This window comes from Rhizobium sophoriradicis, assembly GCF_003939025.1.
GTDB classification, from domain to species: Bacteria; Pseudomonadota; Alphaproteobacteria; order Rhizobiales; family Rhizobiaceae; genus Rhizobium; species Rhizobium sophoriradicis.
This window is the reverse complement of the sequence record NZ_RQIH01000024.1, coordinates 1-13,920: the sequence shown is the minus strand read 5'-3', so window position 1 is coordinate 13,920 and position 13,920 is coordinate 1. Positions and strand designations below refer to the sequence as shown.

The following is a 13,920-nucleotide window of genomic DNA, read 5'->3' as shown; positions in this document are numbered from 1 at the left end:
TGCTCGCAGCGCGAGGCACGATAGGGCCTGCCTGCCGCATCAGCACAGGCTGCTTGCCGTTGAGCCGCCCGAAAGATTATTCTGAAAGAGGTCGTTCAGCTTGAACACGACTTCCGTCCTGTTGGTGGCTTTAACCTTTTTCATGATGTTGCGGACATGCACCTTGACGGTGCTTTCTCGAAGATTGAGCTCATAGGCAATGATCTTGTTCGCCTTGCCGCGCCGCAGCGCCGCTACCACTTCGGCCTGACGATCAGTGAATATCCCCGCCAGCGGCTGGGCCGTCGAGCTGCTCGACTGCAGCAAGTGACGCATGGCAAACAGAGCGCTTGCAGGCACAAAAAGTCCACCTGCGACCGACAGTGCGATCAGCTCCATGCAAACGCTAATGCTGACGGAGGCTGGTATGTACCCTTTGGCTCCGCAGTCGATCGCCCTGACGATCTGGGCGAAATCATCACTATCGGACAGGATGATCACCGGCGTCGAGACGAATTCGGACGAAAGGCTCTTGATCTGCTCCGAAACGGCAGGGTCATCGACCATCTTGCCGCCGACATTCAAGAGAATTGCCGAAAGTGGGGGATATTCTTCGTGCTTCTGCTTCCACTCCTCAATCGATCCAAACGCCAGAATCTCGAAATCTGCCGTATGGGCGGCCATGCATTGCGCTAGGCAATGCCGATCAAGTTCTCTCCTGTCGAGTATAACAAGTGAGTGCTTTGGACTTGCCGGTCGGGCAAGCGCCGCCGGGCCGTTTTCTATCTCTAGGGGAAGTGATATATTTTCCTGCCTATGGTTTATGTTTATTGTATCCAATGCCTCGTCCTCCTAGTCTTTTTCCACGCTGTACGCCAAGTCGAACATGAACTCCCCTCGCAAAAAGGAGAGTTTGATTAACAAAAGTGCTAATTTATTACCACACTTCCGGGGTCGTCACACTAATTAATAGTGGTTAGGCCTGCACCTTTGTTCCATCATTGGATATCAATAGAACAACTTGTGGGGCCGATCAATATATTTATAAACATTTTGTATAAAGATTTGTGACATTACTATATATATTCGATGAAACTTACCAAACATGTGAAATCAATTACCCGGCATGGATCCAGTGGCAGGATCGACCATCGGCTGACAACCGTTCCTGCCGAGCGATTGCGATAGATGCATGCGAGCCTCGTCATCCGATCCCCGTAAGCATATACGCCTTTTGGTGAATAAGGTTCCACGTATTGTTTCCTTTACTATTAGGGTGAAAACAATTCTCCTTGGAGGCAGAGAAGTATTTGCCCTGTCGAAATGAAATCTTGTGCATTCCCAAGATTGTGACCGGTTTCAGCCAAATCAGGGCCTGTTGGAGTAGGGGACGAACCGGATGATTGCATCGAACGTCAAGCTGGATGACGGCTGCGTTATTCACCATCGAGATCTGGTTAATCTTTACGGCTGCACGATCGGCGCGGGAACGCGGATCGGCACCTTCGTTGAAATCCAGAAAAACGTCATCGTCGGAAAAGACTGCAAGATCTCCAGCCATTCCTTCCTCTGCGAAGGCGTGACGCTGGAAGACGGCGTCTTTATCGGCCACGGGGTGATGTTCACCAATGACACTTACCCCAGGGCCGTCAATTCGGACGGCAGTCTGCAGACCGAGGCCGACTGGGTTGTCATTCCCACACTGGTTAAGCGCCATGCTTCGATCGGCAGTAACGCCACCATTCTGCCCGGCGTGACCATCGGAGAGGCCGCCCAGGTCGGCGCCGGCGCTGTCGTAACGAAGGATGTGCCTGACGGCGCCATTGTTGCCGGTGTTCCGGCCAGGATCACCGGTCACGTTCATGACCGGTCAGTAAACATGCAAGCGTTTGGAGGAATGCGATGATCGGCATTGCTGTTGTTGGATATGGATATTGGGGTCCGAACCTGGTCCGCAATATCTCCGAGGCGGGGGGGGCACAGCTTATTTCCGTCTGTGATCTCAATGTCGAACGGTTGGCGGCGGTCAAGAGCCGCTATCCAGCAGTAACGATCACCGATAATTTCGAGGAAGTCCTGCGTGATCCGAGAGTGAATGCCATCGCTATCGCGACACCGGTCTCTACCCATTACAAGCTCGCAATGCAGGCGATGATGGCCGGAAAGCATGTCTTCGTCGAAAAGCCGATGGCATCGACGACGGAAGAAGCCTCGCGGATGGTCGAGGAAGCAGCGCGGCGACGCCTCGTGCTCGCCGTCGATCACACCTTCGTCCACACCGGCGCTGTCCGCAAAATGCGCGAGCTGGTCGAAAGTGGCCTCGGCGACATGTATTACTATGACTCGGTTCGGGTTAATCTGGGGCTGTTCCAGCATGATGTCAGCGTCATCTGGGATCTCGCGGTGCACGACCTGTCCATCCTCGACCATGTCCTGCAGGAAAGGCCGGTGGCGGTTTCCGCAACGGGGATGAGCCATGTCCTCGGCGAACCTGAGAACATCGCCTATCTGACGCTCTTCTTCGAAAGCAAGCTCATCGCCCACATCCACGTCAATTGGCTGGCGCCGGTCAAGGTGCGCCGTACGCTGATCGGCGGCAGCAACAAGATGATCGTCTATGACGATCTGGAGCCCAGCGAAAAGATCAAGGTTTACGACAAGGGCATCACCATGTGCCCCAACTCTGATGCATATGGCGAGAAGGTCCATCAGATGCTGGTCGGCTACCGCAGCGGCGACATGTGGGCGCCCAAGCTCGATATGACCGAGGCGTTGAAACGCGAGCTGGATCACTTCGTCGATTGCATTGAGCAGAATACGCGGCCGATTACCGACGGCCAAGCCGGGCTGCGTGTCGTCCGCATCCTTGAAGCCGCAAGCCGGTCGCTCGCTCAGCGCGGTCGTATCATCGAGCTCGAAGAGGCGAGGCGCATTGCATGATTCCGTTCCTGGACCTCAAGGCACAGTATAATTCCATCAAGAGCGAAATCGACGCCGCGGTGCTCGGCGTCCTGGCTTCGGGGCAATACATACTGGGCGAAGAGGTCGCCCGCCTCGAGCAGGAATTCGCGGACTATTGCAACGTCAAACATGCGATCGCAGTCAACACCGGGACCAGCGCGCTGCATCTGTCGCTTCTCGCGGCTGGCGTCGGCCCCGGCGATGAAGTCATCACCGTGCCATTTACCTTCGTCGCGACCGTATCGGCGATCTGCTATGCGGGCGCACGGCCAGTATTCGTCGATGTCGAGCCGGTCACGCTGACGATGGATCCGGCTCAGCTCGAGGCAAAGATCACACCCCGCACCAAGGCCATCATTCCCGTCCATCTTTACGGGCAGATGGCCGATATGGATGCGATCCAAGCGATTGCCGGCCACTACCGGATACCTGTTATCGAGGACGCCTGCCAGGCGCATGGGGCGCAATACAGAGGCGCGCGCGCCGGCAGCCTCGGCGCATCGGGCTGCTTCAGCTTCTACCCGGGTAAAAACCTCGGAGCCTGCGGCGAGGGGGGCATCGTCGTGACCAACCGCGACGACCAGGCAAAAACAATGCGCATGCTACGCGACTGGGGCCAGGAGCAGCGCTATCATCATCTGCTGAAGGGCTTCAACTACCGCATGGATGCCATTCAAGGCGCGATCCTGCGGATCAAGCTCAGGCACCTCGAGGCCTGGACCGAGGCGCGGCGCGCGCATGCAGGCCGCTACTCGTCGCTGCTTGGGCGATCGACGCATTTGACGACGCCTGTCGAGAAAGCCGGCCGGCGCCACGTCTACCACGTCTATGCAATCAGAAGCCGCGATCGCGACGAGCTTCAGCGCGTGCTGAGCGCCGAGGGCATTCAGTCCGGGCTGCACTATCCGATCCCCGTCCATCTGCAGCAGGCTCATGCCGACCTCGGTTACCAAGCCGGCGATTTCCCGGTCTCGGAGGCCGCTGCAAAAGAGGTTCTCTCGCTGCCGATTTATCCTGAGATGCCCGCGTGGCACGTCGATCAGGTGGCAGCTGCGTTGGAAGACGCCTATGTCAGCTGATCGTGCGGGCGAGATTCGGATCGTGCATGCGGTGCACGGCCGTCAAGAAAGACCGGCGGATCCGGCTTACCAGGCGGGGCTCGTCGAAGAACTCAGGCAATCTTATGGACGCGCCGGCCTGATCGAGCTCTACGGTCGCTTCGCGACGGGGGATGGTGTCGTCGACACCATGATGCGCAAAGCCATTTGGCAGGCGATAACGCGCAGCTGCGGCACGGGATTGCAGGTTGCAGGCGGCGCCGGCTTCAAACACCCGGAGACGTTCGAGATCGGCAACGGGGTGTTCATCGGGGCTCAGGCCTATATCCAGGGACGCTTCGACGGCCGATGCACGATCGGCGACAATGTCTGGATCGGACCGACGGCCTATTTCGACGCCCGCGATCTGGTGATCGAGGATTCCGTCGGGTGGGGACCTGGCGCCAAGGTGCTTGGCTCGAGCCACACGGCACTGCCGGTGGATGTCCCGATCATTCGGACGGATCTTGAAATCAGGCCGGTCCGCATCTGCGCGGAGGCCGATATAGGAACGAATGCGACCATTCTTCCCGGCGTGACTATCGGGAAGGGGGCGATCGTTGGAGCGGGAGCCGTCGTCGTCTCGGATGTCGAGCCCTTCTCGGTTGTCGCAGGGGTTCCTGCGAAATTTATTCGTTGGCGTTCGGAGAATGATCCGATGACGAACATGTCGCGTGAGGAAAGATCATGAAAAACAAACGGGTGCTCATTACCGGCGGTGCCGGTCTGATCGGTTCGCATATTGCCGATCTTGTCGCATTGGAAAAACCTCGCGAGATCATCATCCTCGACAATTTCGTGCGCGGGCGCCGGGACAATCTCAGCTCGGCAATCGGCAGCGCGCCCCTTAACATCATCGACGGAGATATCCGCGACAGGGCACTGCTGGCGAAAGCCTTTGACGGCGTCGATATCGTCTTTCATCAGGCGGCCATCCGCATCACCCAATGCGCCGAAGAGCCACGACTGGCTTTCGAAGTCCTTGCCGAAGGCACGTTCAACGTTCTCGAAGCTGCCGTCAAAGCGGGAGTTTCGAAGGTCGTTGCCGCCTCTTCCGCCTCCGTACTGGGGCTTGCCGAAAGTTTTCCGACGACCGAAGAGCATCATCCCTACAACAACCGGACGATCTATGGCGCGGCAAAGACCTTCAACGAGGGATTGCTGCGCAGCTTCGCCGACATGTATGGCCTGCGCTATGTCGCGCTGCGTTATTTCAACGTCTACGGACCGCGAATGGACGTTTACGGCGCCTACACCGAAGTGCTGATCCGCTGGATGGAACGCCTTGCAGCCGGAATGCCGCCGCTGATCTATGGAGACGGCAGCCAGACGATGGACTTCGTCGATGCACGCGACATCGCCCGGGCAAACGTGCTGGCGGCGAAGAGCGACATTACCGACGAGGTGTTCAACGTCGCGAGCGGCAGGGAAATAAGCCTGCTGCAACTCGCGCAGATGCTGAGCGACATCATGGGGTCCTCACTTGAGCCGCAGCACAAAGAAGCGCGCACGGTCAACGGCGTAACCCGCCGTCTTGCTGATATCAGCAAGGCCGAAAGGCTTCTGGGTTTCAAGGCGGAAATCTCGATGGAGCAGGGGCTTCGTGACCTTGTCGCGTGGTGGCAGTCGAAGACTGCTGCGGCCGGAGGCCAAGCTGCATGAGCCCGTTTTTATCCACAATCCCCGTCGCCAAACCCGTCCTCGGAGAGGAAGAGGCTGAGGCCACGCGCCGCGTTATTCTATCGGGATGGGTGACCCAAGGGCCGGAAGTCGCCGCTTTCGAGCGTGAATTTGCGGCATTTGTCGGCGCGGCACACGCCTGTGCTGTTTCCAACTGCACAACGGCGCTTCATCTCGCCTTGATGGCAGTCGGCGTCAAAGCTGGCGATGAGGTCATCACGGTCAGCCATTCGTTTATCGCCACCGCGAATGCTGTTCGATACTGCGGTGCAGTGCCGGTCTTCGTCGACATCGAGGCGGATGGCTACAATATCGACCCCCGCTTGATCGAAACGGCAATCACGCCCCGCACCAAGGCAATCCTGTGCGTGCATCAGCTCGGCATGCCTTGCGATCTCCGTTCGATTGTGGACATCGCCAAGAAATATTCGATACCGGTTATCGAGGATGCGGCCTGTGCTACGGGAAGCGAAATCCTGTGGCAAGGCGGTTGGGAAAAGATTGGCAAACCGCATGGCGATATCGCCTGCTTCTCCTTCCATCCCCGAAAGGTTGTCACCACGGGTGATGGCGGTATGCTGACGACGGCGAACCCTCAATATGACCGAAAATTCCGGCTGTGGCGCCAGCATGGTATGAGCGTCACCGACGCAGTCCGCCACGGCTCTAAGCAGGTGATCTTTGAGGACTATGATGAGCTGGGCTATAACTACCGGATGACCGACCTCCAGGCCGCGGTGGGACGAGTGCAGTTGCGGCGGCTGCCGGAGCTGATTGCGCAGCGGAGACAGCTTGCCTCGCAGTATTGCGAGGGGCTGTCCACGATCCAAGGTCTGTCGATGCCCACCGAGCCGCACTGGGCTCGAAGCAACTGGCAAAGCTTCTGCGTGAGACTGTCTGATGAAATCGACCAGCGGGCCGTCATGCAAGCGCTGCTCGATCAAGGGATATCGACGCGACGCGGTGTTATGAACATTCATCTGGAGGGAGCCTATTCCGGCCAAAACTCCCATCGCGCGGCCACCAGCCTGACGCGAAGCGTTTCGGCGCAGCAGCAAACCATCATCCTGCCGCTTTACGCCCAGATGACGGAGGTCGATATCGAAAGAGTCATCGAGGCATTACGCCAGGCCGTCGCCGACGCCGGGCGCGTCGTCCGTCAGCCCGAGCAGGCCGTCATCCCGGCCTGAAGCGAGTGCCTGCCCGCGGCGGAATACCACATCAGAAAAGCGCGCATTGTCCAATGCGCGCTTTTTCTCATGCGGATTTCGTGATCCATCCTCTGACGATTGCGGGCATCGACTCCGGTGGAAGCAGCTCCACCAGCATGCGCAGCGAGTAAAGCCCGGTCACGACAACGGCGACGCAGCCGATCACCGTCGCCGACCATGCCGGCAGGAGCAAAAAGGCCGATACGACCAATCCCGATGCAGGCAGGAACAGAAGCGCGTGCCTGCGATTGGCGCGCGACCAGCGAAAACCGGTAAGCCGACGCACGATCACGTAAATCAGGATGCTGTGCCAGACGTAGAGGCCGAAGAACGCCGTGCCGGCTCCTGTCGTACCGAACTTTGACACGAAGAGCCACGCCAGCCCCACATGCACCAGCGTTGCTGCGACCTCCGTCCAGAAGAAGATCGTCTGCGCACCCTTCGCCAGCACGATGAAGCCCATCGGCCAGGCGACGATCCTGAGCATCATTCCAAGGCAGATCCAGCGCAGAAGCTCCACGGCTCCATGAAACTCGGCCGAATAGAACAAGCTCATGACGAGCGGCGCCAAGGTCAGGGTGGCGATCAGGCCGGGGCCTGCCAGCAGCATGCTGATTTCCGCCTGCTCATTGACCAGCCGGTTGCACTCGGCATTGTTGCTCGCGGTTGCGGTTAAGCGCGGATAGAAATCCGTTCCCATCGCCTGAAGGATGAAACCGGCATACAGCCCCCCGAGCGCCCAGGCTGCCTGATACAATCCAGCCGCTACGATGCCGCCTTCATTCAGCACGATAAGGCGGATGGCATAGGCCGCGCCGAAGGTCAGGAGTCCGCTTGCCATGAAAGCGACGCCGAGCCTGAACAGAGCTTTGGCTTCCGGGCCAAACTGGTGTGCCGACATTGGCGGTGGGCGCGTGGATATTTGTTTGCTGTACCACCAGGTGGGAAGGACTGACACGGCCGCGATCGCCACGAGAGAGGGTACGATCGCCTGCTCGCCGAACAGATAGATCAGCGGGATGCTGATCATCGTGCCGAAGAGCCCCGAAAGCACGTTGATGCGGGCAAGATTTGCAATGCCCCGCAAGCCCTGGATCAACGCAGCCTGCCCGGCAGACACGATCCGAAAGAATACCGCCAGGGACAGCAGCACGATGCCGCCGGCATGCTGGTAGTCGCCGAAGGTGAAATTCGACACCGGAAAGGCCAGCGCAGCAAGTAAAAGCCCGCCAAGCAACCCGAGCACCATCGAGATGCGCCTGAGCGCTGTCGCCGACCGCGCGATCTTCTCTTCGTCGCCGACGCCCGCCGCCTCGGCTACTCGGCGCACACCGCTGCTGCTCACGCCCAGACCAGCTATCGCTTGGGCGATATCGAGGATTGCCGTGTAAAGGCCGAGAAGCCCCACGCCTTCAGGGCCGAGCAGAACGGCGAGCGCCTTGTTGCGAACGATGCTCAGGGCGACATTTACCAGCGAGGAACCACCCATCAGCATCGTCGACTTGAGGATTTGGGTATAAGTCTGACCGCTGGGTGGGATCATGCGCAAAGTCATCATTCAACCCTTGTCGCTCGGGTCAGGCCGGTCCCCATCAAGCGCCATTCCTTCCAGACAGGCGACCTTGGCGCCTTGGCCGCGCTCAAACGTCCGCTACAGCTGAATGAGAATAGGTGCTCGTCGAGGGTCACTGGCCGGCTCGATCTGCGAGCGCGGGGGCTTCTGATGATCGGCTCGAATTGGTCTGAAGCGAACTGTCCAAAATGCGAGGCTGAACGACCCTCACGACATCGCCCGGCGCCAGCGTCGTCGTTTCCGAGGCTTGGAACTGGTCGATTTGTCCTCCGTTGCGACGGGTCACGCTGAAGGTAAGCGGAAGGTCCTCGGCGAGGCTTTCAATGCCGTCATTGCTTCCAAGGTCTTCGACGAGCAACTTCTGCGTTGTGTCGCGCTTCATCTTCATTTGATCGAGACTTGCCCGTTCGGACTGTGCTTCGATCGCCACTTCGCTCCGGCGTGCGTCGTAAAGTCCCTCGAGGTTCCGTGTCGTCTCGCTGATTGCCTGGCGGCCCCGCATGACGGCGGTGACAAGGTCGAGCTTGTCGGAGCGGTAAGTCGTCAGCAACCGTTCCAGATCCAACTGCCTCGACGAGACCGTCAGGCCCTTCTGAACTAGCGACTTGACGCTGAGCAACTGGTCCTCGACGGATTTGATATTGTCGTCTGCGCCCGTCAGTTTCTCTTCCAACGTCGATATCTCAGTGGTCAAAAGATCGCGCAATTCGGTGAATGCTCTTGCCTGCCTCTCCAGCGCATTGGCGCGAGCCCTAAAGATAATCCTTTCCTCATTGTATATCCCGGCGGCAAATTGCTGATCGGCGCCGGTCGCCTGATCGAAGGTAATCTCCTGCGCTCCATCTATCTCCGCCTGGAGCCGCGCCAATCTCGCGGTGCTGCGCAAGATCGAGTGATTGATTTCGCGCAATTCTCCTACGAGTTGGGTCGAATGCGTTTTCTCCTGATCTTTGGCGCGACGCGGCCCGCCGCTCATCGCCAGTGATTGGAGGACGGTCAGTCCGGGGCGGAAGCTATACTGCCCCGGGGTTGTTACGTGTCCCACGACGTAGATCGGCGGGTATTCGAGAAGTTCGATGGTCACGGCAGGTGCCTGGGCCAGGCCCATCTTTGCCTGAAGGCGCTTGCCGATCTCCTTGGTAAGACCCTCATTGTCCAGATTGCCGACCGCCAGCGACCCTAAGAAGGGGAGGGAGACGATACCTGCATCGGAAACCGTATATTCGCCGCCGATCCCATCCCATCGTTCAAACTGGCCTTTGGAGGCTATCCATTGAACGACCGTCAAGCGGATCTTCGTTTGTGGCGCCAAGCTACCGGCGAGAGCTGGCGGTACAGCTCCGGCGACAAAAACGAGTGCACTGATGACGGACATCGCGCGGAGGAACACGCGAGGGGCGCGGTGTGGTAGATTCATGTACATGTCTCGCCTGCAAAACATTCTTACAAGGACGCTGATACAATACGTTTGAACGCTGCTTGAACACCGGACGCCAAGTCCGAGGTTACATCGCCAGTGTGCAGTCTGGCGAAGCCTTGAGGAAGGTGGAGGTCGTTTGTTTTGCCATATCAATATTGATGAGGTGGGAGGTACTTCCGCCTAAATCGAGTAGAAACATATATCTTCGGCGCGACGCGAAGGTATTGACCGGGGAAAATCAACAGGTTCTGCACGCGGGAATAGGCGCGCTCGCTTGGACGGACCGCAATCCTGCCGGCAGAGGCTTTCTGGTCGGATCGTCGATTTTCCCGGATGACAAACGGCCTAGCCACCGCTGCGGCTTCGAAACTCGCGCGGGAGGGCGAATTGTCGCCCTCGTGCATCGCATTTAGAGCGTCCGCGACGCAACACGGCCCGTTTGCCCAAAGGATGCCGCCTGTAGAGCGAAAGGCGTAGGATATACCCTGGTGTTTTTCGACTACAATTCAGGGGACGTACGAAACGATCCTATAGATTCGATCCTGCAAATCTCGCGAGAGGTATCTGCCATGTATCGCAACGCTCGTCGGTGGACTTCGCGCTCTTTGGTGGATTCGCTGATTCCCCGGTGGTTGGCGGCCGGCGAAAAAGGAAGGCCGCGCAAGCCGGCCGAAACGTACGCGGATCGTGCTCAACTTGCGACCTCCGCGCAAACTGCCGATGGAAAAAAGCATGATGGCGTGCTTGTCGACGATCCCAACGAAATGCCGGCGCTCGCCGAGCACGACGGGGAACATCAGACGGGCGTGATCGCCGAGCCGGACGGTCAGGGCAGTATCACCCAGCCACTGCCGCCTTTGCTCGAGCCTTTCGCGGTAGATCGCGAGACCGGAGACCGGGAAGGTGACACGGTTGCGTCTCGGTTGTTTGCCCATGGGCCGGGCTTTGCAGGGTTCAACGAGAACGCGAACGGATCTCGATCGCCGCATTATCGCAGCTACCCTGGAATGAGCCTCATCGGCGACGATCCTCTGGCGCCTTATCTGCCGCAGAGCCCTGCGGCGACGGCCTCGGCGCACGATTCTGCCTCGCTGGCCGGCGAGCGTGCGCCCTCGGGCAACGTCGTCATTCTAGAATCGAGCCCGTCAGCGCAGGCGAGCGCTCAGCACGGGGGAGCAAATTCACTGGCGTTCGGCATGCCCTTTGGCGTCTGCGGATGCGGCTATTTTACGTCTCCGACGCGGATTCTCGATTGGGCGCATGGCGGCGCGATGCTCCAACAGGACGGCCAACTGCAGGGGACCAGGCTAACCGAAGGGCCGGACTTTGTGTCGACGGCCAAGCGGGCCATTGCCGCCTCGATCAGCGACCCGCTTCTCGATCGAAACCTGTCGCCCCTCTCGGGTTGGCGCGGAACGGCAAGTTGGACGGAAACAACGGCCTTGAACGGATCCTTGCCAGGAGGCGGTGAGACCGGAACGGGCACCAACACGAAGGGTGTCGGCATCCTTTCCGGCTCTGTGACGACGCCACCGACGACGCAGCGGTCGCTGACGACCCAAAACCAGGCAGCCGCGGCGGCTGCGGCCAGCAACGCGATCGTCCTGGAAAATCAGAAGCCGGGTAATCCGGAAAGCGAGTGGGGCATCGTCGGTGCCGGTAGCTCCAACATCGAAGGGTTTGCGACCGATATCAGCGTCGACAACGGCAAGACGATCAGCTTCAAGATCAACACGAATTCCACCAACTACCGGATCGATATCTACCGGCTCGGCTATTATGGCGGCATGGGGGCCCGCAAGGTCGCGACCATGCAGCACACCGGTTTGCAGACCCAGCCTAATCCGTTGCGCAATGCCACGACGGGCACCGTGGACGCGGGAAACTGGGCTGTTTCGGCATCGTGGACCGTACCTGAGGACGCCGTTTCGGGCGTCTATATCGCCAAGCTCGTGCGTCAGGATGGCACCTCCGGCTCAAATCATATCCCGTTCATCGTGCGCGACGACAGCAGCCAAAGCGACATCGTCTTCCAGACCGCCGACCAAACCTGGCACGCCTACAACGGTTGGGGCGGCGCAAACTTCTATGGCGGCAATGGGCCGGCGACGGGGCAGGGTGCTGGTCGCGCCTATGCAGTCAGTTACAACAGACCGATTGCGACCCGCGGCGGGGTCGGCACTTTTGCCGGTCCGCAGGACTATCTGTTCGGCGCCGAATACGCGGGGATCTACTGGCTGGAGCAGAACGGTTATGACGTTTCCTACATGGCGGGGGTCGACGCCGACCGCTACGGTAGCCTCTTGCTCAATCACAAGACCTATATCGATGCCGGGCACGACGAATATTGGTCCGGCCAGCAACGAACCAATGTCGAGGCCGCACGCGACGCGGGCGTCAACCTGCAGTTCTGGAGCGGCAATGAGGTCTATTGGCGCACCCGCTGGGGCAATGCCTATAGCGCCGACGCGACGCCCTATCGCACGCTGATCTCCTACAAAGAGACATGGTCGCCCAGCGCCAGCATCGACCCTTCCAACGAATGGACAGGCACCTTCCGCGATCCACGTCTCAGCCCACCAGCGATCGGCGGCGGAAACCCGGAAAACTCACTGACCGGGCAGTTGTTCAAGGTCGACGATGTCGGCAACAATCTTCAGGCGATCAATATTCCTTATGACGACGCTAATCTGCGTTTCTGGCGCAATACGAGCGTCGCCAACCTTCAGCCCGGCCAGACGGCGACGCTCACCAAGAACTATCTTGGTTACGAGTGGGACGAAGCGGTCGATAACGGCTTCGATCCAGCCGGCCTCGTCAAGCTATCATCGACGACGGTTCCGGTCGGCACCTATTTGCTCGATTACGGAAACACGACCGGCAATGGCATCTCGACCCATAATCTGACGCTCTATCGCGCTCCGAGCGGCGCGCTGGTGTTCGGCGCCGGCACCGTCTACTGGACATGGGGCCTGAGCGACAATCACGACCTCCAGGCGACGCCGACGGACCCGCGCGTGCAGCAGGCAATGGTCAATCTGCTCGCCGATATGGGCATTCAGCCGGGAACACTGCAGTCCGGGCTCGTCGCCTCAACCGGTTCCACGGATAATGTTGCGCCGACCTCCGTCATTACCGTGCCCGCCACGGTGGCCGTTGGAACCACCGTCACGATTTCGGGTACCGCGGCTGACACGGGCGGCGGTGTCATCGCCGGTGTCGAGGTTTCGACCGACAACGGGGCGAGCTGGCATCCGGCGACAGGCGATGAGAACTGGACTTATAGTTGGTCGCCACAAGTTGCAGGCAGCTATACGATCCGGTCGCGGGCCGTCGACGACAGCATCAATCTCGAAACGCCTTCGGCGGGACGCACGGTCACCGTCAGCGCGCCGAATTACACGTCGCTCTTCGGTTCGGCGACGCCGGCGGTCGTTAACACCAACGATAGCTCAGCCGTCGAACTCGGCGTCAAATTCCAGACCTCCGTGGCAGGCACCGTCACCGGCATCCGCTTCTACAAGGGCGATCAAGATACCGGCACGCATACTGGTTCATTATGGTCGAGCACCGGTACGCGGCTTGCGACCCTCACCTTCACGAATGAGACGACCAGCGGCTGGCAGACTGCCTATTTCACCAGTCCGGTGTCATTGACGGCCGGACAAACCTACACTGCATCCTACCACACGAATAGCGGCCGTTATTCGACGACCACCAACTACTTCACCTCAAATGTGACCAGCGGTCCGCTGACGGCGCCGGCCAGCGGTAACGGCGTCTACCGCTATGGCAATAACAGCCTGTTTCCAACCAGCACCTTCCAATCGACAAACTATTGGGTCGATGTGATGTTTACGACGTCGGCCTCGAACACGCCGCCGACGGCAGTTGCCGATGCGGGTGATGCCACCGAGAAGGGCGGGGTGGCCAATGGTTCGGGCGGCGTGGTTGCCAGCGGCAATGTGCTGACCAACGACACCGATCCGAATGCCGGTG

Annotated in this window: 10 protein-coding genes; 7 read left to right on the top strand and 3 right to left on the bottom strand. The window is 59.3% G+C overall.

Annotated features, from left to right (window positions below):
• Positions 1-39 precede the first annotated feature (39 nt).
• A complete protein-coding gene (locus tag EFR00_RS29695; protein ID WP_077993460.1) occupies positions 40-819 on the bottom strand; it encodes a response regulator transcription factor in 780 nt (259 codons plus the stop codon).
• A 559-nt stretch (positions 820-1,378) separates the two neighbouring features.
• On the opposite strand from EFR00_RS29695, the gene EFR00_RS29690 reads away from it, so the two are divergent.
• From EFR00_RS29690 to EFR00_RS29665, 6 genes are read left to right on the top strand one after another with little or no spacing between them, the layout of a single operon-like run.
• Positions 1,379-1,885, top strand: coding sequence for an acyltransferase (locus EFR00_RS29690; RefSeq protein WP_040112884.1), 507 nt, complete (start codon positions 1,379-1,381; stop codon positions 1,883-1,885).
• Entirely contained in the window at positions 1,882-2,919 is a 1,038-nt protein-coding gene (locus tag EFR00_RS29685) for a Gfo/Idh/MocA family protein (RefSeq protein ID WP_077993455.1), read from the top strand. The genes EFR00_RS29690 and EFR00_RS29685 overlap by 4 nt, the downstream gene beginning before the upstream one ends.
• Positions 2,916-4,019 carry a DegT/DnrJ/EryC1/StrS family aminotransferase gene (locus tag EFR00_RS29680; RefSeq protein WP_077993453.1) on the top strand — a complete coding sequence of 368 codons (1,104 nt, stop codon included), beginning with the start codon at positions 2,916-2,918 and terminating at the stop codon, positions 4,017-4,019. The genes EFR00_RS29685 and EFR00_RS29680 overlap by 4 nt, the downstream gene beginning before the upstream one ends.
• The gene (locus EFR00_RS29675) at positions 4,009-4,728 is read left to right on the top strand and encodes an acyltransferase (RefSeq protein ID WP_077993451.1); all 720 of its coding nucleotides are present in this window, start codon (positions 4,009-4,011) and stop codon (positions 4,726-4,728) included. Before EFR00_RS29680 ends, EFR00_RS29675 begins: the two co-directional genes overlap by 11 nt.
• Positions 4,725-5,699: an NAD-dependent epimerase/dehydratase family protein gene (locus tag EFR00_RS29670; protein WP_077993449.1), complete on the top strand. Its 975-nt coding sequence runs from the start codon at positions 4,725-4,727 to the stop codon at positions 5,697-5,699. The genes EFR00_RS29675 and EFR00_RS29670 overlap by 4 nt, the downstream gene beginning before the upstream one ends.
• Positions 5,696-6,907 carry a DegT/DnrJ/EryC1/StrS family aminotransferase gene (locus tag EFR00_RS29665; RefSeq protein ID WP_077993447.1) on the top strand — a complete coding sequence of 404 codons (1,212 nt, stop codon included), beginning with the start codon at positions 5,696-5,698 and terminating at the stop codon, positions 6,905-6,907. The genes EFR00_RS29670 and EFR00_RS29665 overlap by 4 nt, the downstream gene beginning before the upstream one ends.
• Positions 6,908-6,974: 67 nt before the next feature.
• On the opposite strand, the gene EFR00_RS29660 is transcribed toward EFR00_RS29665, so the two are convergent.
• Positions 6,975-8,483 carry an O-antigen translocase gene (locus tag EFR00_RS29660; protein ID WP_077993527.1) on the bottom strand — a complete coding sequence of 503 codons (1,509 nt, stop codon included), beginning with the start codon at positions 8,481-8,483 and terminating at the stop codon, positions 6,975-6,977.
• Between the two features lie 130 nt (positions 8,484-8,613).
• Positions 8,614-9,924, bottom strand: coding sequence for a polysaccharide biosynthesis/export family protein (locus tag EFR00_RS29655; RefSeq protein WP_040112889.1), 1,311 nt, complete (start codon positions 9,922-9,924; stop codon positions 8,614-8,616).
• Positions 9,925-10,490: 566 nt separating this feature from the next.
• Here EFR00_RS29655 and EFR00_RS29650 point away from each other — a divergent pair.
• Positions 10,491-13,920: N,N-dimethylformamidase beta subunit family domain-containing protein (locus tag EFR00_RS29650; protein ID WP_125864881.1), on the top strand; the 3,430-nt coding region annotated here is incomplete at its 3' end.

Coding starts and splice junctions, on each gene's coding strand:
- EFR00_RS29690 (WP_040112884.1), top strand. CDS start 1,379: ATGATTGCATCGAACGTCAAGCTGGATGACGGCTGCGTTATTCACCAT.
- EFR00_RS29685 (WP_077993455.1), top strand. CDS start 1,882: ATGATCGGCATTGCTGTTGTTGGATATGGATATTGGGGTCCGAACCTG.
- EFR00_RS29680 (WP_077993453.1), top strand. CDS start 2,916: ATGATTCCGTTCCTGGACCTCAAGGCACAGTATAATTCCATCAAGAGC.
- EFR00_RS29675 (WP_077993451.1), top strand. CDS start 4,009: ATGTCAGCTGATCGTGCGGGCGAGATTCGGATCGTGCATGCGGTGCAC.
- EFR00_RS29670 (WP_077993449.1), top strand. CDS start 4,725: ATGAAAAACAAACGGGTGCTCATTACCGGCGGTGCCGGTCTGATCGGT.
- EFR00_RS29665 (WP_077993447.1), top strand. CDS start 5,696: ATGAGCCCGTTTTTATCCACAATCCCCGTCGCCAAACCCGTCCTCGGA.
- EFR00_RS29660 (WP_077993527.1), bottom strand. CDS start 8,483: ATGACTTTGCGCATGATCCCACCCAGCGGTCAGACTTATACCCAAATC.
- EFR00_RS29655 (WP_040112889.1), bottom strand. CDS start 9,924: ATGTACATGAATCTACCACACCGCGCCCCTCGCGTGTTCCTCCGCGCG.